The organism is Croceibacter sp., assembly GCF_002716225.1.
Classification (GTDB): Bacteria; Bacteroidota; Bacteroidia; order Flavobacteriales; family Flavobacteriaceae; genus Croceibacter; species Croceibacter atlanticus.
Window position 1 is genome coordinate 121,583 of sequence record NZ_PAZX01000007.1, and the last position, 21,131, is coordinate 142,713.

A 21,131-nucleotide genomic window follows, 5' to 3' on the forward strand; every position below is an offset into this window, starting at 1 on the left:
AAGCTAAACTTCAGGGTTTTTACATTTGGGTATTCTCTTTTTCTAAATCTTTGCGTCGTCTACTTTTTTTACTCTCTTTATTCCCAATAGTTTATTTACTGCTTTTAATACAAATGCTTTTTGTGCAATTGCACCAGCAACATTGCTTATTAAGCCTATTGGAGATAAGCTATTTTTTACTTCGTGGTAACTAATTTTTACTTCTTCAAGATCTATATCTTTCTGAAGCTTTAAAATCTTCAGATCCTTATCAATCTCATCAAAAGAACTATAAATCTTTTTCATCTTCAAAAAATATGTCTGAGAATTTTTTAAGTAATAATTTTTCTAATGGCCTTTTAAAGAAGACGTATACTAGTACCATTAATAATACATATATGCCTCCCATTATATAGAAACCAGTAATGATATCACCTACAGCCTGTCCTATATTTCTTGCAATTGCAATAGAAAATATTAGAATTGCCATGAAAGCAATTGCGCCTAATAGCAAAGACATGCTAAGAATTACGGTAGCTTTCATAAACTTCTTAAAGAAGCTAAGCTTGTAAAACTCTATGCTACTGTCTATATACTTTTTAGCATTATCATTAACGTCTCTTACGTTTTCTGTAACGTTTCCTAATCCCATAAATGGTTTTTAGCTTACTGCTTTCTTAGCGTTTGCTTTCGTTTTTTCAACAACATTTTCTTGCTGTAATTTTGCATTTTGTTTGCGTAAAGCTTCTAGCTTTTCTTCCATTGCAACAATAATATCGTCTGCTTTATGGCTAGCTGAGTTAAGAGTATCATTAAGACGTTCTTCAAAAGTAGCTTTTGCTTTCTTAGCTTGTACACTAAGATCATCTGTAGTTTCTTTTACTTTTTTGCTAAACTCTTTTTTAGCTTTATCTGCGTTCTTTTTTAACTTCTTTCTAGTCTTTTCTCCTTTGTCTGGAGCGTAAAGTAATCCTACTCCTGCACCAATTGCAGCACCTGTTAATAATGCTAACAATGTATTTCCTGTATTTGCCATTTTAATGTGTTTTGTGTTAATTAATCTGTTTTAGCAATTTACGTGAAAGTTAAACAACACTGTGTTAATTGCTGGTTAACTATTTGAACGTTAGTACTAAAGTTTTCTTAATTATGATTAGACTCATATATTACTTAAATGAGCTTCAAAATAGGTTCCAAAAGTACATATATGCCAAAATGGCTCTCAAATACCAATTTGAGAGCCATTTTAAAGGGAATATATTATATTTAAGTATTATTTACCTTTCCAAGAGTCTCTAAGCGTTACAGTTCTATTAAATACTAAATTGGTATCTGTCGTATCTTTATCTACACAGAAGTATCCTATACGTTGAAATTGTACTGTATCTAATGGTTTAAGTGTTTTTAAATGAGGCTCAACATAACCAGTAATGGTCTTTAACGAATCTGGATTTAAAAATTCCATAAAATCTTTGTCCTTATGTCCATCTGGAGATTCATCATTAAACAACCTGTCGTATAACCTAACTTCTGCTTTAACAGCATGCTTAATTGAAACCCAATGTAGGGTACCTTTTACTTTTCTTAAAGATTCTTCTGTACCGCTACCGCTTTTACTTTTAGGATCATAAGTACAATGAACTTCAGTAATATTACCATCGGCATCTTTAATAGCTTCTTCTGCTTTAATAATGTAACCGTTCTTTAATCTAACTTCTCCACCTAATTTTAATCTAAAGAATTTACGGTTTGCTTCTTCTTTAAAGTCATCTTTTTCAATATATAACTCTCTTGAAAATGGAACTTCGTGCTCACCTGCAGAAACGTCTTCTGGATTATTTTCTGCCATTAACCATTCTTCTTCTCCTTCTGGATAATTTGTAATTACTAGTTTTAAGGGGTCTAAAACACCCATTACACGATCTGCTTTCTTGTTAAGATCTTCTCTAATCTTAAATTCTAATAAAGAAACATCAATCACATTTTCGCGTTTAGCTACTCCAACAGTGTCTATAAAATTCTTAATAGATTCTGGTGTATAACCACGTCTTCTATATCCTGATATTGTTGGCATTCTTGGATCATCCCAACCAGAGACAACGTTATCTTCAACTAATGTGAGTAATTTACGCTTACTCATTATGGTATAACTTAAATTAAGACGCGCAAACTCTCTTTGTTTAGGTTTTGTATTACTAGTATAAATATTATCTACAAACCATTCATAAAGCGGTCTGTGTGGTTTAAACTCTAATGAACAAAGACTATGGGAAACACTTTCTATATAATCACTTTCGCCATGAGCCCAATCGTACATTGGGTATATGTGCCAATCATTTCCTGTCCTATGGTGTGCTCTATTTAAAACACGATACATTATAGGATCACGCAGAAGCATGTTAGGGCTTTCCATATCTATTTTTGCTCGTAAGACGTGTTGGCCGTTTTCAAACTCACCATTTTTCATCTTTTCAAATAGATCTAAGTTTTCTTCAACAGATCTGTCTCTATAAGGTCCAGGTTTTCCCACTTGCGTAGGAGTTCCTTTTTGTTCTGCCATTGCTTCACTAGATTGAGAATCTACGTAAGCTTTTCCTTCCTTAATAAGTTGTACAGCCCAATCATATAGTTGTTGAAAGTAATCTGAAGAATAACATTCTTTATCCCAAGTAAACCCAAGCCACTCTATGTCTTGCTTGATAGCATCTACATATTCTTGTTCTTCTTTCATTGGGTTAGTATCATCAAACCTTAAATTTACTGGAGCATTGTAACGCTCACCTAAACCAAAGTTTAAGCATATAGCCTTACAGTGGCCAATGTGTAAATAGCCGTTTGGTTCTGGTGGAAATCTAAATCTTAGATCTTCCTTAGAATATCCATTTTGTAAATCTTCCTCTATGATATGCTCTATGAAATTGAGCGATTTTTCTTCAGACATAATGTTATGAAATTACCTAGTATTATTAAGGTGATTTTAAGTTTATAATGCATCTGTTTATTTATAAACAGAACTGCAAAGTTATGAAAGTAAAACGCTTCAACTCTTATAATACTTAGGAAAACTCATGTATTGAATTACCTTTGTAAAAACTTAACCCATGGGAAAAATACATTTAACCAATATAAAGGTCTTTGCCTATCACGGCTGTCTTGTTGAAGAGAGTAAAATTGGTAGCGACTATCTTGTAAATTTAACTGTAGAAGGTGATTTATCTTTGTCTGCAAAAACAGATAATCTTAATGATACTATTGATTATGTACATTTAAACAGAGTTGTAAAAGAAGAAATGAAAGAACCATCTCATCTTTTAGAGACTGTTGCAGAACGTATTTTAACTAGAATTTTTGAAGAATTAATTATTGTACAAAGCGCTACTGTTTCTGTAAGTAAAGTAAATCCTCCTATTGGTGGAGACGTTGCTATGGTTACTGTAGAGCGTACAAAGCGAAGATCATAAAAAAAGATTGTAGCTTTGCAATATAGGAACGGTTAAACTAACATTTTTTGTTATATTTGCCGTCCAATATTGGTATCGTGGCCGAGTGGCTAGGCAGAGCTCTGCAAAAGCTCGTACAGCGGTTCGAATCCGCTCGATACCTCTAAAAACCCTTAACTAACGTTAGGGGTTTTTTATTTTTTAATGGTTTTAAGATATAAACGTTCTACCTTTTCTCTAGCCCAAGGCGTTCGCCTTAAGAATTTTAAACTGGATTTTATTGTAGGATTGCTATTAAAGCAATTAATCTTAATAAGATCTCCTAACTCATCCCAACCGTAATGATTTACAAGAGTATCTAAGATATCGGCTAATTTTACACCGTGTAAAGGATTATTAGGTTGTTCTTGCATTATTTTAATGGTGTTTCTGGAATACGTTCTTCTAACTCGTGTTTTAATGCATCTAATTCTGAAGGAAATAAACCTTGACTTATAAGTATTACTCCAAATATGATAATGATAATACTTATAATACGTTTAAAATTGAATATTCTTACTGGTGTTAGTTTGTGATTTAACTTTTTAGCGAGCAACATCTTAAAGACATCTACAACTAAATAAGTGGCTAATACAGAGCCAAAGAATACGAGAAGTCTGTTAGGTTGCATATCCATCTTAGGGCCAAATACTATGATTAAACCTAGCCAAAATCCTAAAACACCAATATTTATAAAGTTTAAAAGAAAGCCTTTTACTGCAAGACCTATATAATCACTCTTACTTAGTTTTCGTATTTCAGGTTGTTCTTCTTGAGGTAATGCTTTTTTAAGTTTCATGAAAGCCATGACACCATAGGTTGTCATGATAACACCACCAAAAATAAACAATGCAGGATCATCTTTTATACGTTCTAAAAGCTTGCTTGTAGAAAAATAGGCAATTAATAAAAAAATAGCATCTGCTAGGATAACACCAATATCAAAAGACAAAGCAGCTCTAAAACCTTTTATTGCAGCAGTTTCTAGTAATACAAAGAATACTGGACCTAAAAGGAAGGCCAGAAAAAATCCTAGAGGTATTGCTGTAAAAATGTCCTGAAACATTGTTAGTTTTTTACAAAGATATGCATACTTACTATCCTTGTGTTTCTACTTCGGCTTTACTTCCTATTAGTGTAAAATCTAAATGACGTTTTACAAGATCTGCATCTTTTACTTTTACATAAACTTCATCTCCTAATTGATACACTTTTTTAGTTTTTCGACCTACAATAGCATAGTTTTCTTCATCAAAATCATAGTGATCATCTGAGATGTCTCTTAACCTTACCATACCTTCACATTTGTTATCTATAATTTCTACATAGATTCCCCATTCTGTAACTCCAGATATTACACCTAAGAATTTTTCATCTTTATGATCCTGCATGAATTTAATCTGCATGAATTTAATAGAATCACGTTCTGCTTTGGTAGCTAGATACTCCATCTCACTACTATGGTTACATTGATCTTCATAAGTTTCTGCGTCTGCAGATTTACCTTTATCTAGATAATGCTGTAATAAACGATGTGCCATGACATCTGGATAACGACGTATTGGCGATGTGAAATGTGAATAATAATCGAATGCTAAACCGTAATGCCCTATATTTTCTGTAGAATAATAGGCTTTACTCATAGTACGAATGGTAAGCGTATCTATTAAATTTTGTTCTTTAGTACCATTTACATCTTGTAAAAGTTTATTTAAAGATTGTGTAGTAGTCTTTCTTGATTTAAAATTAAGAGTATACCCAAAACGCCCCACAAGGTTTTGTAAGGCACTTAATTTATCTGAATTTGGCTCGTCATGACAACGGTATACAAATGTTTTTTTAGGGTCTTGTTTACCAATAAATTCTGCTACTTTCTTATTGGCAAGTAACATGTATTCTTCAATAAGTTTATTAGCATCTTTAGATGTCTTAAAGAAAACTCCAACTGGTTCATTAGCTTCGTTAAGCTCAAATTTAACTTCAACTTTATCAAAAGAAATAGCACCTTGACCCATACGTTTTCTACGCATGATTTTAGCTACTTTGTCCATTTTTAAAATAGCATCTGCAATAGCATCGTCTGTTTTATAGGCTTTTCCTGTTAAAGAAACATCTGCAGGAATGCTTGTTGATTTACTTTCAATAATTGCCTGAGCTTCTTCGTATGCAAATCTGGCATCACTATAGGTTACAGTTCTACCAAACCATTGGTTGTGTATTTTTGAGTTTTCATCTATCTCGAAAACAGCTGAAAAGGTATATTTTTCTTCATTAGGACGTAATGAACAAGCATTGTTAGATAATACTTCTGGAAGCATTGGCACTACTCTATCTACTAAATAAACAGATGTTGCACGTTCATAAGCTTCATCATCTAAAATTGTACCTGGTTTAAGATAGTGAGATACATCTGCAATATGAATTCCTACTTCATAATGCCCATTTTCTAAAATCTTAAAACTTAAGGCATCATCAAAATCTTTTGCATCTTTAGGATCTATTGTAAAGGTTAGCGTATCACGCATATCTCTACGTTTCTTAATTTCAGATTCTTGTATAGATGTATCTATCTTGTTAGCAAACTCTTCTACTTCTTTTGGAAATTCATGTGGTAATCCATATTGTGCAAGAATTGCATGTATTTCTGTTTCATGTTCTCCTGGAACACCGAGAACTTCTATAACGCGACCAAAAGGAGAATCGGCTTTTTCTGGCCAATCTTCTAACTCTACAACGACCATCATATTATTTTCTGCGCCGTTTATCTTACTTTTTGGAATAAAGAAATCTGTATACATTTTAGTATCCTGAATGTTTACAAATGCAAACTTTTCTGAGATAGTAATAACGCCTACAAATTCTTTTTTCTTTCGTTCAATTATTTTGGTAATTTCACCTTCATTCTTGCTTTTTCTTCTGGTATTATAAATATATACCTCTACCTGATCACCGTGAAATGCTTTGTTAATATGCTTACTAGGAATGAAAATATCGTCTTCTAAATCTTCAACGACCACATAACCATCACCTTTACTAGTCATATCTAAGGTACCAGTAACATAGTCTTGAGGGCCATTAAATTGAAATTTACCACGATCTACCTCAACAATTTGTTGTTTAGCAGCTAATTGGGAAAGTTTTTTTATGATTTGATTTCTTCCGCTAGCATCTGTAATGTTAAGTTGGGAAGCAATTTGTTTGTAATTGAAGTTTTGATTTGGACGCTTACGAATAATGTCCAATATAGTTTTAGTAAGGTTTGGAATCTGTGTAGATTTTTTCTTACCGAATTTTTTCTTGCTCATTTATTTAAATTAGGCTTAAAATTACGGCTTATAAATTAAACAATATGAATTCTATGATAGGAATAACACATACAAACATATGGTTGAACCATAATTTTATATTTAATAATAATATTTTAACGATATTTTAATAAATAATTTTCACAACTCTTAAAATTATCATAAATTTGTTTAAGACAAGGATTTAACTTGTGTTGCACATATGAAAAAAATAAGAATCATATTCGTTTTATTCATTCTAATTTTTCTCTTAGGAATATTTGGTTTTGCTAGATATATATCTAATTCTTTAGCAGATGATCATAAAGAATCCTTCGATGAAAATTCAGAACAAACTTCAATATACAACGGCTTTTAATTAGCCGTTTTTTTTTGCTCTATACTATTCTACATTAAACTTAGTAATATTTTTTTAGCTTCTGTTTTCTCTAAAATTAAAATCTCATTTTTAATAGTTGTTATTAACAGTATATATAACTATCATTTTTTTTCTTTTAAATTTTAAATAAAACTGTTGGGTATTATAGTGTGTTAATAGCGGTAAAGAATTTTAAATTTTTCTTTTGATTTTAGGTTATTAATATTCTATCAATACTTATTCACAATGTTAAAATTATCTAAACATTTATAAATCAACCTGTATTGAAAATTAATAACAAAAGTTGTGTTTTAAAAATTACAATTGTTGACAACCTGTGGCTAAAATCTATTTCTAATTCTGGTTGTTAATAACTGTTTTTTTAGTGCTGAAAACTTTTAATTAAGATCTAACAACTTTACTTGTTTCTTATATAAATCTGGTTATAATGAATTTTTAATCGAGATTTCAAAATTTTGTTTTGCATTATTAATCACGAGTTATAAACAACAACTAGTTAATTGTTAATATATTGATTGTTAGATAGTAAGGTGTTAATTTTAGTTTTGTAATTAACAATGTAAATCTTCTACTTTAACTACCTTTGTATCATAAAATTAGACTTATTATGAAAATTGCTATTGGTAATGACCACGCTGGTACATTTTACAAAAATACAATTGTAGAGTACCTTAAATCTGAAAATATTGAAGTTATTAATTACGGGACAAACTCTGAGGATAGTGTAGATTATCCAGACTTTGTACATCCTGTTGCAGCAGATGTAGAGTCTAATAGTGTAAATCTTGGTATTATAATTTGTGGTAGTGGTAATGGTGCATCTATGACAGCTAATAAACACCAAGGCGTACGTTCTGCTTTATGCTGGACAAAAGAGATTACAAAACTTGCCAGAGAGCATAATGATGCTAATATTTTAAGCATTCCTGCACGATTTACATCTGTACAACAAGCTTTAGAGATGGTTAAAGTGTTTTTAAATACTGAGTTTGAAGGTGGTCGTCACCAAACACGTGTAGATAAAATAGCGTGTTCTTAATATGATTACAATTGCTATTAAAACATTTAAAGAACTTAGTACAGAAGAGTTATATAGTATTCTTCAACTAAGATCGGAAGTATTTGTGGTAGAACAAAACTGTGTATATCAAGATATAGACTTTAAAGATCAAAATGCTTTACATGTAATTGGTGTGAAAGATGATGCTATAGTTGCTTATACAAGATGTTTTAAGCCTGGTTTTTATTTTGAGGAAGCAAGTATTGGTCGTGTTGTTGTAAAAGATAAAGAACGAAAATATGGTTATGGTTATGATATAATGAATGCATCTATTAAAGCTATTAAAGATGTATACGATACAGACACTATAAAAATTTCTGCTCAAACCTATTTAAATACTTTTTATACAAACCTTGGTTTTTCTAATATAGGAGAAGGCTACCTAGAAGATGGTATACCACATATTGAAATGATTAAATCATAAAAAAAACCTCTTTTTAAGAGGTTTTTTTATTTGGTAGTTAGCGTTTTACAGATTAATTAATCTTAATAAGGTTTTTCTGCATATCTAAATCACTCAACATAGTGTTTGTAAATTTATAATGACCACGAGTTGTAATGATTTTAAATTTTTTATTCTTCATATTACTAAGCAACTGAAGAAATTTCCATTTACTTTTAAGTAATCTTGGTTTTTCGGACTTTAAGCTTACCTCGTAAATGTATTCTTCACCATTACGTTCTGCTACTATATCCGGTGTGATAGTAGTTTCTTGTCCACGACCTTTGCGTATGTACGATTTTGGGGATTCGTAACCCTCAACGTCTGCCTTAATATTCTCAAAGCCTCTTTCTTCTAAGTACTCTACAGATTCCTTTAAGAACACTGTACTTTCATTTTTATCTATCGGTATCATAACTCAGAATATAATAAAAATATTGCGAACTCACAACTATTGAGGCTATTAGCCTTTGTTCTTGTACTTTATATGCTTATTAAATGGTGCATAAAGTTGGTAAGAAATAGTATTTGAGGTCGTATGATCTAGTATATCTAAGCCATATTTTATTTTAGAAGGATCTGCATATACAAAGGTTCCAAATAACCGATCCCAAATAGAAAACATATTACCAAAATTACTATCTGTCCAAGGTAATTCCCAGTGATGGTGAAATTTGTGAACCGTTGGTGTTATAAAAACATAACTTAATGCCTTATCAAATTTAGAGGGTAGCTTTATATTGGCGTGTGTAAAGTATGTAAAGAATACACTTAAAATTCTATAAAATAGGTAGTAAGAAATTGGCATTCCCATAATGATAACCGCAACTAAAGCAAACGTTTCTCGCAATAAAAAATCTAATGGATGATGTCTTGTACCTGTAGTGGCATCTACATTTAAATCACTATGATGCACAATATGTAGCCTAAAGAATAATGGTACTTTATGTAATAGATAATGTACTAAATACTGTGCTATAAAATCTAACACTAATATGGCTAGAAAAAGCTCAACAACAGTAGGTAATTCAATAAGATGTAAAATACCGAAATTATTAGTATCTAACCATTTAAATATTCCTAGCGTAAATAAACCGAATAAGAAATTAATTAAAAAAACAAAGCCTAAAAGTACAAAGTTGGTCTTTGCATGTTGCCATTTCTTGTACTTAAACTTTACAAAGGAATAATAACCTTCAGCAATCCAAAATACACTTAATATAAGCACAACCCAACCAACTTTTAAGGCAGTTGGTAATGTCTCAAAAAAGTGCAGAAAAGCGTTCATTGTTTAAAAGTCTAATTCTTCTGGAACATCTTCATCACCGTTGTTAGTGTTGTTTTCTTCAAATTCTTCACAATCTAAAATGGTCGAAATATTTTCAGGTTTAGGGAAGTTTCCATCAGAAACCTCAATATTTTCATCTGCATAAAGGTCTTTCATATAAATACCCCAAATAGGAAGTGCCATAGTAGCACCTTGACCATATCTTGTAGATGAAAAGTGTGTGGCACGATCTTCACCACCAACCCATACGCCAGTTACTAAGTCTGGTACCATACCCATAAACCAACCATCACTATTATTTTGTGTTGTTCCTGTCTTACCTGCTATAGGGTTTTTAAAATCATAAGGATAGCCTGTAACAGCGTTCTTATAGTCTTGCCTAGATGTTGCCCAAGTACCTCTTAAACGGCGTCCTGAACCAGCTTGTGTAACACCTTCCATAAGGTTTACTGTTACATAAGCAGCTTCTTTACTTAACACATCTTTTGTTTCTGGAATATGTTGATAAAGCACTGTGCCATTCTTATCTTCAATACGAGTAACAATAACTGGCTTAACATACACGCCTTCATTTACAAAAGCACTATAAGCTGAAACCATTTCGAAAATACTTAAATCTGGTGTTCCTAAAGCAATAGAAGGTACTTCAGGTATTTTGCGGGTATCTACACCTAATTTATCTATTAAATCTATAACAGGTTTAGGCCCAACTCTATCTAAAAGCCTAGCGGTAACAGTATTTATAGATCCTGCTAGAGCATCTTTTAAAGTAACTAAACCACCATAACTACCGTCACTATTTTTAGGAGTCCAATCTTTTGTGTTGCCGTGTTTTCCTGCTTCAATTGTATATTGTGTATTAGGAACTTTATCACAAGGAGAAAGGTGTAATTGATCAATTGCAGTTGCATAAACAAAAGGCTTAAATGTAGAACCTATTTGTCGCTTTTGTTTTTTAACGGCATCATACTTAAAGTGTTTATAGTTAATACCACCAACCCAAGCTTTTACTTCACCTGTTTGTGGTTTCATACTCATCATACCACTTCTAAGAAACGATTTGTAATAAATGATAGAGTCTCTAGGCGTCATTGTTGTATCTATATCACCATCCCAACCAAAGACACGCATATCAGTTTTCTTTTTAAAGGATGCTCTAATGTCTTTTTCAGATTTTCCTTCGGCAGTCAACTTTTTCCAACGATCACTAACCTTCATAGCGCGTTGAATAATGTCTTCTGTTTCGTCTTCGTCTATATCTCTAAAAGGCGCTGTTTTATTCTTCTTATTTTGTCTTGTAAATTCTTTTTGAATGTGAGACATGTGTTCTTTTACAGCATCTTCTGCATGTCTTTGCATATCTGAATCTATGCTGGTATAAATTTTTAGACCATCTCTGTAAATATTATATGTTGAACCGTCTGTCTTTTTATTTTCCTTAATCCATTCTTTTAAAAACTCTTGAAGATAGGCTCTAAAATATGTTGCAACACCTTCGTCATGACCTTCTGGAGAATATTCAATATTTAGATCTTCGGCTTGTAATTCATTTTTAACCTCTTCTGTAATAAATCCATTTTTAGCCATTTGAGCTAATACAACATTACGACGTTGTTTTACAAGTTCTGGACGCTTTAAGGGATTATATAAGGAAGAGTTTTTAAACATACCAGCTAGCATTGCAGACTCTACAGTATTAAGTTCCATTGGCTCTTTACTAAAGTATATACGGCTTGCAGAGCGTATACCTATTGCTTGATTTAAGAAATCATACTTGTTAAAATACATAGTAATAATTTCTTCTTTAGTATATTGGCGTTCCAACCTAACAGCAATTACCCATTCTTTTACTTTTTGTAGCGCACGCTGAAATTTACTTGAGCTTACCTGATCTGTAAAAAATTGCTTAGCCAATTGTTGTGTTATAGTACTAGCTCCACCTTTTGTTCCTAAATAAGTAATAGCTCTTGCAGTACCTCTACCATCTATACCAGAATGGTCATAATAACGCTCATCTTCAACAGCTATTAGAGCATTTACTAAGTGGTCTGGTAAAGAGTCATACTTAACTGGAGTTCTATTTTCCTTATAAAACTTTCCAAGGGTTTCTCCTTTAGAGTCTATAATCTCTGTAGCAAGATTAGTCTCAGGATTTTCCATTTGGGTTTCATCTGGTAAGTCACTAAACCAAGCAGTAAATAGGAAAAGAAGTGCTACAGATAAGATACCTCCAAAAAAAAGTATCCAAAACCACTTTATATATTTACTAAAACCTTCCTTACTTTCTTTTTTCTTTGAAGAAGATTTAGGTGCTGTCTTTGCCATATTCTTATGTTATTTTGAAGTTGGTTTTTCTATTCTTACACCTACTTCTGTAATACCTTTTAATGTTTCTAAACCTGCAACAGAGCCGTTTTGTCTCATGGCATGTTTAATACTAATGCTATACTCTCCAGCTTCATTAAAAACTAGATGTTCTTTATACCAAAGTTTATTTTCTTTTATATCTCCAAAACCATCTCCCATATAAGTACCATCTGGATATGCCATAGGATACTCTAAAGTATCTGTAACTTTTTTACCGTTAGGATATTGTAACTCTGTAATTAAAAATAAGTTACTAAAATTATAGTCGCTTGTGTTTCTTAAGTTTATAAACGCATTATAGGGTTGTATCGTATCTAATCCAGAAATCTTAAAGGTTAATGGCTCTTTAGAAGACCATTGTCCAGAAACTGTCTTATAATTATCATATACGCTATTATCTGAACAAGAGCAACATAATAGGCTAAGACATAAAACGATTAAAAAACGCATGAATTATTTCTTTTGAGAATTGTTTTTAGGTCGCTTACTTTTTTGTCGTTTATTACGACGACGCTTGTTATTGTTACGCTTATTCTTAGGTTTATCAAAACGTGTGAGACTGTCTTCTCCTACAGAATCTTTAAACGTATTTATTTCTGAAGCTGTTTCAACAACGTAATCTTCTAAACTTGCCACAGGTTCTCTTTTCTTATTGGCTTCAATAATTTGATGAACTCTATCTGTACTTAATTCAAACCAGTTCATCCATTCACCTTCATAAGCAAACCACATAGACCCTTTAAAAATGTCTATTTTTTGACAAACAGCCTTTCCTTTTTCTGTAAAAAGCTTGGTATCTTGTTTAGGGAAGTTGTTTAAAGCGTCTAAATATGAATCTAACTCATAGTTTAAACAACATTTAAGCTTACCACATTGTCCTGCAAGCTTTAATGGGTTTAATGATAGCTGTTGGTATCTTGCTGCAGATGTGGTTACACTCCTAAAATCTGTTAACCAAGTAGAGCAACATAATTCTCTACCACAAGACCCAATACCTCCTAACCTACTAGCTTCTTGTCTAAAACCAATTTGTCGCATTTCTATACGAGTTCTAAATTCTTGAGCAAACTCTTTAATAAGTTGTCTAAAATCTACACGTTCTTCTGCGGTATAATAAAAGGTAGCTTTAGAGCCATCTCCTTGAAACTCTATATCACTAATTTTCATTTTAAGCTTAAGCCTTATAGCAATTTGCCTAGCTTTTACTTTAAAAGGATCTTCTTTGGCTCGATAATCTTGCCAAATATCAATATCTTTTTGTGAAGCCTTTCTATATATTTTTTTAACCTCATCGCTATTGGTTCTAACTTTTTTCTTACGCATTTGCACTTTAACAAGCTCGCCTGTAAGTGTTACAATACCAATATCGTGTCCAGAATCGGCTTCTGTAGCTACAACATCACCAATAGAAAGTGTAAGGTGTTCTGAGTTTTCAAAGAATAGTTTTCTGCCGTTCTTAAACCTAACCTCTACATAGTTAAAAGGAGCTACTCCTTGTGGGAGCTCCATATTTGAAAGCCAATCAAATACCGTAAGTTTATTACATCCATCTGATCCGCAAGTTCCGTTATTTTTACAACCTTTAGGTTGGCCGTCTTTACCTGTCGAACAACTTCCACACGCCATATATCATATATATTGAAACAAGTACTATTACTATAGTCTTGTTGTATTAATTATCTACTAGCGTAAAGATACCAAAATATAGTGCATTGATATTTTTAAGCTTTATATTTTAATTTTTCTGAACGTCCCTTCTTAAAAATCTTATTACTGTTATGAGATCCTTTTCGCAATTCACGTTGTGTCTCAATAGGTAAGGCATTAATGTCTTGACATTCTGTCGAGCAACACGTATCCATAGCTTTTGAACACTCTTCACATTGTATAAATAACAAATGGCAAGCCTCATTAGCACAATTTACGTGAGTATCACAAGCTTTTCCACATTGGTGACAGTTTGAGATGACATCATCTGAGATACGCTCACTTCGCCTATGGTCAAACACAAAATTCTTACCAAGAAACTTATTTTCTAATGCTTTTTCATTTACCTGTCGGGTATACTCTATAATACCACCTTCTAGCTGAAATACGTTTTTAAATCCTTTATGCTTATAGTAAGCACTAGCTTTTTCACAACGTATGCCACCAGTGCAATACATAACGAGTTTCTTGTCTTCTTTATGATCTTTAAGATCTTCTTCAATAATATCTAAAGAGTCTCTAAAAGTATCTACATCTGGTGTGATAGCATTTTTAAAATGACCAATTTCACTCTCATAGTGGTTACGCATATCTACCAACACCGTATTAGGGTCTTCAATAAGTTGGTTAAATGTTTCAGCATCTACGTGAACACCTTTGTTAGTTACATCAAAAGAGGTGTCATTTAAACCATCTGCAACAATTTTAGGACGCACCTTAACTTTAAGTTTTAAAAATGATTTAGCATCTTGCTCTACAGCAATGTTAAGCCTCACATTTTCAAGAAAATTTATATCATCTATAAAAGCTTTAAATTCATTGAATTTTTTTGCTGGTACAGATAATTGCGCATTTATACCTTCATGAGCAACATAAATTCTTCCTAGAACCTCAAGTTGATCCCAAGCAAGAAACAGGTGATTTCTAAAAATTTCTGGATTGCCAATTTTGGCGTATTTGTAAAAAGAGAGCGTAAGGCGGTCTTCTCCAGCCTTGTCTATAAGTTCTGCTCTTTCTTTTGCGCTTAATTTGTTGTACAGTTGCATGCTATACGTGATTTAAGGTTAAGAAAATTTAAGCTACAAAGGTAGTTAAAGTATATTTTATTGCTACAATTAAAAATGCCCGATAAGTTGAGATTACCTTATCGGGCATTTTTCGAATGGCTAATTCGTTACTAAAATTTTTTGTGTTCTAAAAAAATCGTTGTAACGCATTAGCCTCCATCAGCTTTAAAGCTACAACCTAAAAGGATTGCAGCTTTGCAGCTTCCTGAAGAGTTCAAAATAATTGTTTTTTGAAAAAACTTCATAGCACTTTGTTCATTTGCTTTTATAAAAGATGCTTTATTTTTAAAAAGGTTGCGTGTGTTGATATGTTAATTTTAAAAACATTGTCCTTAGCCAAAAGAGTTACTACCTTAGCGACATAAGACAGAATTTAATAAAAGATTGAAAATGAGCGATAAAAAAGAAAAAGAAGCAAAACTAAAAGCACTAAAGCTTACTTTAGATAAGATGGACAAGACTTATGGTAAAGGTACAGTCATGAAAATGAGTGATCAATCTGTGAGTGATGTTGAAGCAATTTCTACAGGTTCTTTAGGTTTAGATTTAGCTTTGGGAGTAGGTGGTTACCCTAGAGGACGTATAGTTGAAATTTACGGTCCAGAATCTTCAGGTAAGACAACCTTAACCTTGCACGCCATAGCAGAAGCTCAAAAAGCGGGTGGCATAGCTGCTTTTATAGATGCAGAACACGCTTTTGACCGTTTTTATGCTGAAAAATTAGGAGTAGACTTAGAGAACTTAATTATATCTCAACCAGATAATGGTGAGCAGGCTCTAGAAATTACAGACAACTTAATTAGATCTGGCGCTATAGATATTATTGTAATTGACTCGGTTGCGGCACTTACACCTAAAAGTGAGATTGAAGGTGAAATGGGAGATTCTAAAATGGGTCTTCACGCAAGATTAATGTCTCAAGCATTAAGAAAGCTAACAGGATCTATAAGTAAAACCAAGTGTACTGTTATCTTCATTAACCAATTGCGTGAAAAAATTGGAGTTATGTTTGGTAACCCAGAAACTACAACAGGTGGTAATGCACTTAAATTTTACTGTTCAGTTAGATTAGACATTCGTCGATCTACACAAATAAAAGACAGCAATAGCGAGGTGCAAGGTAATAAGACACGTGTAAAAGTTGTTAAAAACAAAGTAGCACCACCATTTAGAACTGCAGAGTTCGATATTATGTACGGTCAAGGAATTTCTAAGGTTGGTGAAATTATTGATATTGGTGTAGACTATGAAATTGTTAAAAAAGCAGGTTCCTGGTTTAGCTATGAAGATACAAAGCTAGGACAAGGTAGAGATGCTGTAAAAGCATTATTACTAGATAATCCAGAGTTAATGGAAGAGTTAGAAACCAAAATTAAAGCCGCCATAAAAGTGGCAAAAGAATAAAACAAAAAAAATCTCAAATTAATTTTTGAGATTTTTTTTGCCTCAAACGCAACCATTTATAAAAAATTGCATCTTAATAAAAAACCCCATTTTAATAAGATGAAAAAATTAATGCTTTTGCTACTTTTAGGTGTATGTATTACCGCTTGTAGCATTGATGATGAAGAAGACTTTGAGTTTGAGTTTGTAAACGTAGAGAGTGTAAACCTTCCAGATACACTTGTGTTTGGTAACACGTATCAATTTGAAGTTGTTTACAATCGCCCTACAGAATGCCATTTCTTTGCAGGATTTGACTATGCTAAAAATCAAAACACCAGAGAAGTTGCGGTGATTAATGCTTTTGAGCAAAACCAATCTTGTCCAGAGATGGAAAACTTGACTGGAACAACCGATTTAAATTTTATTGTAGAGCGAGACGATTTTTATATTTTCAAGTTCTATCAAGGAGAAGACAGTAATGGTGACGCACAGTTTTTAACCGTTGAAGTTCCTGTTGCAGAAAATTAATTAACAACAGAAAATTTGAGTTTAGATCAACTCATTCTTAAATGCAAAAAGCAAGACATAAAGGCACAAGGACAGCTGTATCAATTATTTGCAGATAAGCTGTTTAGTGTAAGCCTAAAGTATTCTCGTAATTATAGCGAAGCAGAAGACAATTTGCAAGATGCTTTTTTACAGATATTTAAGAAAATAGATCAATATAAAAATAAAGGTTCTTTTGAAGGTTGGTTAAAACGTATTGTAATAAACATAGCACTTCAAAAATATAGGAAGCAAACCTATTTTGAAATTGTAGACGAACAACAGCTAGAAGAACCTAGTGTAGAAGTAGAAGAAAATGATATTAAGTTAGACTTTCTTTTAAAGTGCATACAACAATTACCAGACAGGTACAGGTTAGTATTTAACCTATATGTTTTAGATGGTTATGCACATAAAGATATTGCGGATTTGTTAAGCATCTCTGTAGGAACATCTAAATCTAACCTTGCAAGAGCAAGACATATATTAAAGGCAACTATAGAAGACGCCCAACCAAAAGGACAACAGTCTCTTTAAAAAGACTAATGAAAGAGGAAAAAAACATAGATAGATTATTTCAAGAAAAGTTTAAAGACTTTAACGCAAAACCTAGCGCTAAAGTTTGGGCTAATATTGAAAAGGAACTCAAAGAAGATAAGGAAAGAACGCCATTTATTATCCCATTATGGTATAAGATTGGAGGAATTGCAGCCGCATTAGTTTTGGTATTTTGGTTTTCCCAATCATTATTAACTACAGGTACTACTAATACTATAGTTGATCAAGATGGTTTAGAAAACACTAAAGTTAAAACCCAAGTAGAAGATAAAGATACAGTTAACAACAATTCTAAATTAGACGTTGTTGAAAATATTAACAAGACACCTGAGCCTGAAACATCTTCAACCAATGAAATTGTTTCTTCAACTGAGCAAAAAGCATCTAAAGAAATTAAATCAAATAAGAACACTTATAAATCTTCAGTTACTTTAAAAGAATCTATTTCTAATGTTAAAGGTGATATTAGAGTAGCTAACAAGAGTAACGTAAATCAAAAACAGAATAATAATTTAGAGCCTTTAGACAAGCGTTTAAATTCTAATGAAAACAATAAGTTTCAGCAACCTAACTCTACTCAGAATACTACTGCAGTAACTTCTGAAGACAGTAGCACTAACTCCAACATTTCAAGTGAAAAAGAAAATAATGAGACTACTGAGGTTGCTGAAACTAACTTACCATCGCTTTTAGAAGAAGCTGAAAAACAAAAGCAAGCAGAGACAGAAGATGAAGATGTAGTGGAAGCTACTACTTTTAAAAAATGGAATGCAAGCCCTTATGTTGCTCCTATTTATGCTAGTGGTTTTGGAAACGGCAGCACTATAGATCCTCAATTTTCAGATAATGAAACTAGTAGTGACGTTACTTTGGCATATGGTGTAAATGTATCTTATGCAGTTAACGAACGCTTAAAGATTCGTTCTGGTGTAACTAGAATGACACACAGTACCAACACAAATAATATTGCATTTAGTCCTTCGGGAAGAGAAACATCTCTACAAAACTTAAAACCAAACACTAATAGCGGTGTGTATGTGCAAGTAGGAGACAGCGAAACCCTTACACCAACCGCTACATCTACCTTTACAGAAGACCAACTTGTAGCAGATAGGACATCAGTATTTTTAGGAGACTTAAATCAACAATTAGGATTTATTGAAGTTCCTGTTGAGCTTGAATATGCTTTAATAAATAAGAGATTTGGTGTTAATCTTATTGGTGGTGCAAGCACATTGTTTTTAGAAGATAATAGTATTGCCGTTGTAAATAATGGTAATAGAAATGAGATTGGTGAAGCTACAAATGTAAACAACGTGAGTTTTTCAACAAATCTTGGATTAGGAGTAAATTATAAAATTACAAGTAGCCTACAGTTTAATGTAGAGCCTACATTTAAATATCAAATAAATACGTTTAGCAACTCTAGTAATTTTAACCCTTATTATTTGGGTGTATATTCTGGATTTAGCTTTAAGTTTTAAAGCATAATGTTAGCGAGGTGGTTCTCCTAACATTTGTTTTAGGTTAATTTTTAGTTGGTTAGGTAGTTATTGCAAAACTCTATCTGATGAGATAGCTTACAGCAATGATGACGAAAATCCGTTCTTTTAAGAGCGGATTTTTTGTGCTTTTAATTCATTTAATATTTTAGTTCTGCACGCAGATTTTAAATCTGCTCTATTAACTTGAGATTTCCCTTTTGTATTAACAAACTTTAAAACTTTAGCTCTTGTTTTGCCTAAACTACCGCTAAAGAATGTATAAGAAAACCGAGCTTTATTATCATAAAATACAATAGGCACAATAGGTATTTGATGCTCTATTGCCAGCCTAAATGCACCATCTTTAAATACATCTAATACAACAGACTCATCATCTGGAACTCCACCTTCAGGAAAAATACAAATACTTATTCCTGTATCTAAGCGTTTTTTAGCACTTTCAAATACAGCTTTTCTGCTTGATGCATTATTGCGATCTACCAAAATACAAGTACGTTTATAAAAGAAACCGAAAATTGGAATTTTAGCCAACTCTGCTTTACCTACAAAAACAAATGGATTTTTTATGGTGTGTAGCATTAGCATAATATCTATCATACTAGTGTGGTTTGCTATAAACATATAAGAATGTCCTGGTTTAGGTTTTTGCTCATACGTTCTTGAAGGAATAAAACCCATACCATATAAAATAAGTTTAGCCCAAAAACGCGCTAACTTAAAGAAGAAAGGATACCAGGATTTTTTTGAAATGCTTATTAATAAAATAGGGAACATAATGACCAATGGTAAACCCATTAATAGGTAAAACCAAATGCGCCACAGAAGGATAAAAAAATTACGCACTAAAGACATCTTTCAAAAGTAGGGATTTGTATGTCATATTTCTTAAAAAAAGTACCTTTGCTGTCAAATTTAAAGATAACAGAATGTCTAGGATATTAACAGGCGTACAAAGTACTGGAACGCCACATTTGGGTAATTTATTAGGAGCTATTATACCGGCAATAGAAATGTCGAACGATCCTAAAAACGAATCATATCTATTTATAGCAGATTTACATTCGCTTACTCAAATTAAAGATGCAGAAACATTACGCCAGAATACCTATGCCACCGCAGCTACTTGGTTAGCTTTTGGTCTTGATGTAAACAAGACTGTTTTTTATCGCCAAAGTGATATACCTCAAGTTACAGAGTTATCTTGGTATTTAAGCTGCTTTTATCCCTACCAACGCTTAACATTAGCACATTCATTTAAAGACAAAGCAGACCGTTTAGAAGATGTAAATGCAGGCTTGTTTACATATCCAATGTTAATGGCGGCAGATATATTAATTTATGATGCTGAAATTATTCCAGTAGGAAAAGACCAACTGCAACATATAGAAATGACAAGAGATGTAGCTTCCAGATTTCACGCTAAATTAGGAGATACTTTTGTGATGCCAGATGGCAAGATACAAGAGGAAACTATGTATATTCCTGGTACAGATGGAGCTAAGATGAGTAAATCTAAAGGAAACATCATTAACTTATTTTTACCAGACAAGAAATTGCGTAAGCAAATAATGACAATTGAAACAGATAGCACACCGCTTGAAGAACCTAAGGATACAGATACTTGTAATGTTTTTGCACTGTATAAATTATTAGGTACTAAAGAACAAGTAGAGCAGATGATGCAAAACTATGCAGGCGGAAACTATGGCTACGGTCATGCCAAACAAGCATTGTACGAACTTATTATTGAAAAATTTGCTGCCGAACGTGAGCGTTTTAATCATTATATGAATAATACAGATGAAATAGATGCTGCTTTAAAAATTGGACAAGAAAAGGCAACCAAAACCGCTAACGAGGTGTTGAAAAGAGTAAGAGAAAAATTGGGATATTAATTTATCTTAAATACTAGAAGGTATAGCCAAGTCTTAAATGCAGATCTACTGCCACATCAGAATCATCTCCGATAAATATTCTGTTGCGGTCATTTGGATAAAATAGTTTTCGATAACCAATANCTATACCTGTTTCATAGGTAAAGTGTTTACCTACTGTACGCTTAA

At 32.5% G+C, this 21,131-nt stretch carries 22 protein-coding genes and 1 tRNA gene; 9 read left to right on the plus strand and 14 right to left on the minus strand.

Annotation, left to right across the window (positions count from 1 at the left end; genetic code table 11):
• Window positions 1-42: 42 nt before the first annotated feature.
• The 4 genes from CL818_RS04315 to CL818_RS04330 all read right to left on the minus strand — a co-directional run bounded on the left by CL818_RS04315 (window position 43) and on the right by CL818_RS04330 (window position 2,920).
• The gene (locus CL818_RS04315; RefSeq protein WP_013186444.1) at window positions 43-285 is read right to left on the minus strand and encodes a DUF6327 family protein; all 243 of its coding nucleotides are present in this window, start codon (window positions 283-285) and stop codon (window positions 43-45) included.
• Window positions 269-631 carry a hypothetical protein gene (locus CL818_RS04320; protein ID WP_013186445.1) on the minus strand — a complete coding sequence of 121 codons (363 nt, stop codon included), beginning with the start codon at window positions 629-631 and terminating at the stop codon, window positions 269-271. Before CL818_RS04320 ends, CL818_RS04315 begins: the two co-directional genes overlap by 17 nt.
• A gap of 9 nt (window positions 632-640) precedes the next feature.
• Window positions 641-1,015, minus strand: a complete 375-nt coding sequence (locus tag CL818_RS04325) for a YtxH domain-containing protein (protein WP_013186446.1) — start codon at window positions 1,013-1,015, stop codon at window positions 641-643.
• 237 nt (window positions 1,016-1,252) lie between these two features.
• The gene (locus CL818_RS04330; RefSeq protein WP_013186447.1) at window positions 1,253-2,920 is read right to left on the minus strand and encodes a glutamine--tRNA ligase/YqeY domain fusion protein; all 1,668 of its coding nucleotides are present in this window, start codon (window positions 2,918-2,920) and stop codon (window positions 1,253-1,255) included.
• Window positions 2,921-3,080: 160 nt separating this feature from the next.
• Between CL818_RS04330 and folB the strand changes: the two genes are divergently transcribed.
• Together folB and CL818_RS04340 are read left to right on the plus strand one after the other, a co-directional pair.
• Window positions 3,081-3,440 (plus strand): dihydroneopterin aldolase, encoded by a 360-nt coding sequence (folB, locus tag CL818_RS04335; protein WP_013186448.1) that lies wholly within the window; start codon window positions 3,081-3,083, stop codon window positions 3,438-3,440.
• 71 nt (window positions 3,441-3,511) lie between these two features.
• Window positions 3,512-3,582 (plus strand) — tRNA-Cys (locus CL818_RS04340).
• Window positions 3,583-3,613: 31 nt separating this feature from the next.
• Here the strand turns inward: CL818_RS04340 and CL818_RS04345 are convergent.
• Genes CL818_RS04345 through rnr form a run of 3 tightly spaced genes read right to left on the minus strand, consistent with a single transcriptional unit; the run spans window position 3,614 to window position 6,763 of the window.
• The gene (locus CL818_RS04345; protein WP_272972845.1) at window positions 3,614-3,832 is read right to left on the minus strand and encodes a VF530 family protein; all 219 of its coding nucleotides are present in this window, start codon (window positions 3,830-3,832) and stop codon (window positions 3,614-3,616) included.
• Window positions 3,832-4,524, minus strand: a complete 693-nt coding sequence (locus tag CL818_RS04350; protein WP_272972844.1) for a LysE family translocator — start codon at window positions 4,522-4,524, stop codon at window positions 3,832-3,834. Before CL818_RS04350 ends, CL818_RS04345 begins: the two co-directional genes overlap by 1 nt.
• 31 nt (window positions 4,525-4,555) lie before the next feature.
• Complete coding sequence (rnr, locus tag CL818_RS04355; RefSeq protein ID WP_272972843.1) at window positions 4,556-6,763, minus strand: ribonuclease R; 2,208 nt, start codon at window positions 6,761-6,763, stop codon at window positions 4,556-4,558.
• A 986-nt stretch (window positions 6,764-7,749) separates the two neighbouring features.
• Between rnr and rpiB the strand changes: the two genes are divergently transcribed.
• Together rpiB and CL818_RS04365 are read left to right on the plus strand one after the other, a co-directional pair.
• A complete protein-coding gene (gene rpiB / locus CL818_RS04360; protein WP_013186452.1) occupies window positions 7,750-8,181 on the plus strand; it encodes a ribose 5-phosphate isomerase B in 432 nt (143 codons plus the stop codon).
• A 1-nt stretch (window position 8,182) separates the two neighbouring features.
• Entirely contained in the window at window positions 8,183-8,626 is a 444-nt protein-coding gene (locus tag CL818_RS04365; protein ID WP_272972842.1) for a GNAT family N-acetyltransferase, read from the plus strand.
• Between the two features lie 52 nt (window positions 8,627-8,678).
• Here the strand turns inward: CL818_RS04365 and CL818_RS04370 are convergent, their stop codons facing one another.
• The 6 genes from CL818_RS04370 to trhO all read right to left on the minus strand — a co-directional run bounded on the left by CL818_RS04370 (window position 8,679) and on the right by trhO (window position 15,052).
• Window positions 8,679-9,059 carry a hypothetical protein gene (locus CL818_RS04370; protein ID WP_013186454.1) on the minus strand — a complete coding sequence of 127 codons (381 nt, stop codon included), beginning with the start codon at window positions 9,057-9,059 and terminating at the stop codon, window positions 8,679-8,681.
• Window positions 9,060-9,107: 48 nt separating this feature from the next.
• A complete protein-coding gene (locus CL818_RS04375; RefSeq protein ID WP_286971824.1) occupies window positions 9,108-9,932 on the minus strand; it encodes a sterol desaturase family protein in 825 nt (274 codons plus the stop codon).
• 3 nt (window positions 9,933-9,935) lie between these two features.
• Entirely contained in the window at window positions 9,936-12,257 is a 2,322-nt protein-coding gene (locus tag CL818_RS04380) for a penicillin-binding protein 1A (RefSeq protein ID WP_272972840.1), read from the minus strand.
• Window positions 12,258-12,266: 9 nt separating this feature from the next.
• Window positions 12,267-12,749 carry a gliding motility lipoprotein GldH gene (locus CL818_RS04385; protein ID WP_013186457.1) on the minus strand — a complete coding sequence of 161 codons (483 nt, stop codon included), beginning with the start codon at window positions 12,747-12,749 and terminating at the stop codon, window positions 12,267-12,269.
• Between the two features lie 3 nt (window positions 12,750-12,752).
• Window positions 12,753-13,925, minus strand: coding sequence for a PSP1 domain-containing protein (locus CL818_RS04390; RefSeq protein ID WP_013186458.1), 1,173 nt, complete (start codon window positions 13,923-13,925; stop codon window positions 12,753-12,755).
• Between the two features lie 95 nt (window positions 13,926-14,020).
• Window positions 14,021-15,052 (minus strand): oxygen-dependent tRNA uridine(34) hydroxylase TrhO, encoded by a 1,032-nt coding sequence (gene trhO / locus CL818_RS04395; protein ID WP_013186459.1) that lies wholly within the window; start codon window positions 15,050-15,052, stop codon window positions 14,021-14,023.
• Window positions 15,053-15,463: 411 nt separating this feature from the next.
• Here trhO and recA point away from each other — a divergent pair, with 411 nt between their 5' ends.
• From recA to CL818_RS04415, 4 genes are all read left to right on the plus strand, one after another.
• Complete coding sequence (gene recA / locus CL818_RS04400) at window positions 15,464-16,477, plus strand: recombinase RecA (RefSeq protein ID WP_013186461.1); 1,014 nt, start codon at window positions 15,464-15,466, stop codon at window positions 16,475-16,477.
• 99 nt (window positions 16,478-16,576) lie between these two features.
• Window positions 16,577-16,987, plus strand: coding sequence for a hypothetical protein (locus tag CL818_RS04405; RefSeq protein ID WP_013186462.1), 411 nt, complete (start codon window positions 16,577-16,579; stop codon window positions 16,985-16,987).
• A 15-nt stretch (window positions 16,988-17,002) separates the two neighbouring features.
• On the plus strand, window positions 17,003-17,542 hold the full coding sequence (locus tag CL818_RS04410) for an RNA polymerase sigma factor (RefSeq protein ID WP_013186463.1): 540 nt from the start codon (window positions 17,003-17,005) through the stop codon (window positions 17,540-17,542).
• 8 nt (window positions 17,543-17,550) lie between these two features.
• Window positions 17,551-19,047, plus strand: coding sequence for a hypothetical protein (locus CL818_RS04415; protein WP_272972838.1), 1,497 nt, complete (start codon window positions 17,551-17,553; stop codon window positions 19,045-19,047).
• A 126-nt stretch (window positions 19,048-19,173) separates the two neighbouring features.
• Here CL818_RS04415 and CL818_RS04420 read toward each other — a convergent pair whose 3' ends face one another.
• Window positions 19,174-19,920 carry a lysophospholipid acyltransferase family protein gene (locus tag CL818_RS04420; protein WP_272972837.1) on the minus strand — a complete coding sequence of 249 codons (747 nt, stop codon included), beginning with the start codon at window positions 19,918-19,920 and terminating at the stop codon, window positions 19,174-19,176.
• A 74-nt stretch (window positions 19,921-19,994) separates the two neighbouring features.
• Between CL818_RS04420 and trpS the strand changes: the two genes are divergently transcribed.
• Complete coding sequence (trpS, locus tag CL818_RS04425; RefSeq protein WP_272972836.1) at window positions 19,995-20,963, plus strand: tryptophan--tRNA ligase; 969 nt, start codon at window positions 19,995-19,997, stop codon at window positions 20,961-20,963.
• The last annotated feature ends 168 nt before the right edge of the window (window positions 20,964-21,131 follow it).

Excerpts from the sequence above, each read along its gene's own strand:
- folB (WP_013186448.1), top strand. The coding sequence starts at position 3,081 with ATGGGAAAAATACATTTAACCAATATAAAGGTCTTTGCCTATCACGGC.
- CL818_RS04370 (WP_013186454.1), bottom strand. The coding sequence starts at position 9,059 with ATGATACCGATAGATAAAAATGAAAGTACAGTGTTCTTAAAGGAATCT.
- trpS (WP_272972836.1), top strand. The coding sequence starts at position 19,995 with ATGTCTAGGATATTAACAGGCGTACAAAGTACTGGAACGCCACATTTG.
- CL818_RS04320 (WP_013186445.1), bottom strand. The coding sequence starts at position 631 with ATGGGATTAGGAAACGTTACAGAAAACGTAAGAGACGTTAATGATAAT.
- CL818_RS04375 (WP_286971824.1), bottom strand. The coding sequence starts at position 9,932 with ATGAACGCTTTTCTGCACTTTTTTGAGACATTACCAACTGCCTTAAAA.
- CL818_RS04345 (WP_272972845.1), bottom strand. The coding sequence starts at position 3,832 with ATGCAAGAACAACCTAATAATCCTTTACACGGTGTAAAATTAGCCGAT.
- CL818_RS04380 (WP_272972840.1), bottom strand. The coding sequence starts at position 12,257 with ATGGCAAAGACAGCACCTAAATCTTCTTCAAAGAAAAAAGAAAGTAAG.
- rnr (WP_272972843.1), bottom strand. The coding sequence starts at position 6,763 with ATGAGCAAGAAAAAATTCGGTAAGAAAAAATCTACACAGATTCCAAAC.
- CL818_RS04350 (WP_272972844.1), bottom strand. The coding sequence starts at position 4,524 with ATGTTTCAGGACATTTTTACAGCAATACCTCTAGGATTTTTTCTGGCC.
- CL818_RS04315 (WP_013186444.1), bottom strand. The coding sequence starts at position 285 with ATGAAAAAGATTTATAGTTCTTTTGATGAGATTGATAAGGATCTGAAG.
- rpiB (WP_013186452.1), top strand. The coding sequence starts at position 7,750 with ATGAAAATTGCTATTGGTAATGACCACGCTGGTACATTTTACAAAAAT.
- CL818_RS04325 (WP_013186446.1), bottom strand. The coding sequence starts at position 1,015 with ATGGCAAATACAGGAAATACATTGTTAGCATTATTAACAGGTGCTGCA.
- recA (WP_013186461.1), top strand. The coding sequence starts at position 15,464 with ATGAGCGATAAAAAAGAAAAAGAAGCAAAACTAAAAGCACTAAAGCTT.
- CL818_RS04405 (WP_013186462.1), top strand. The coding sequence starts at position 16,577 with ATGAAAAAATTAATGCTTTTGCTACTTTTAGGTGTATGTATTACCGCT.
- trhO (WP_013186459.1), bottom strand. The coding sequence starts at position 15,052 with ATGCAACTGTACAACAAATTAAGCGCAAAAGAAAGAGCAGAACTTATA.
- CL818_RS04420 (WP_272972837.1), bottom strand. The coding sequence starts at position 19,920 with ATGTCTTTAGTGCGTAATTTTTTTATCCTTCTGTGGCGCATTTGGTTT.
- CL818_RS04365 (WP_272972842.1), top strand. The coding sequence starts at position 8,183 with ATGATTACAATTGCTATTAAAACATTTAAAGAACTTAGTACAGAAGAG.
- CL818_RS04390 (WP_013186458.1), bottom strand. The coding sequence starts at position 13,925 with ATGGCGTGTGGAAGTTGTTCGACAGGTAAAGACGGCCAACCTAAAGGT.
- CL818_RS04385 (WP_013186457.1), bottom strand. The coding sequence starts at position 12,749 with ATGCGTTTTTTAATCGTTTTATGTCTTAGCCTATTATGTTGCTCTTGT.
- CL818_RS04415 (WP_272972838.1), top strand. The coding sequence starts at position 17,551 with ATGAAAGAGGAAAAAAACATAGATAGATTATTTCAAGAAAAGTTTAAA.
- CL818_RS04330 (WP_013186447.1), bottom strand. The coding sequence starts at position 2,920 with ATGTCTGAAGAAAAATCGCTCAATTTCATAGAGCATATCATAGAGGAA.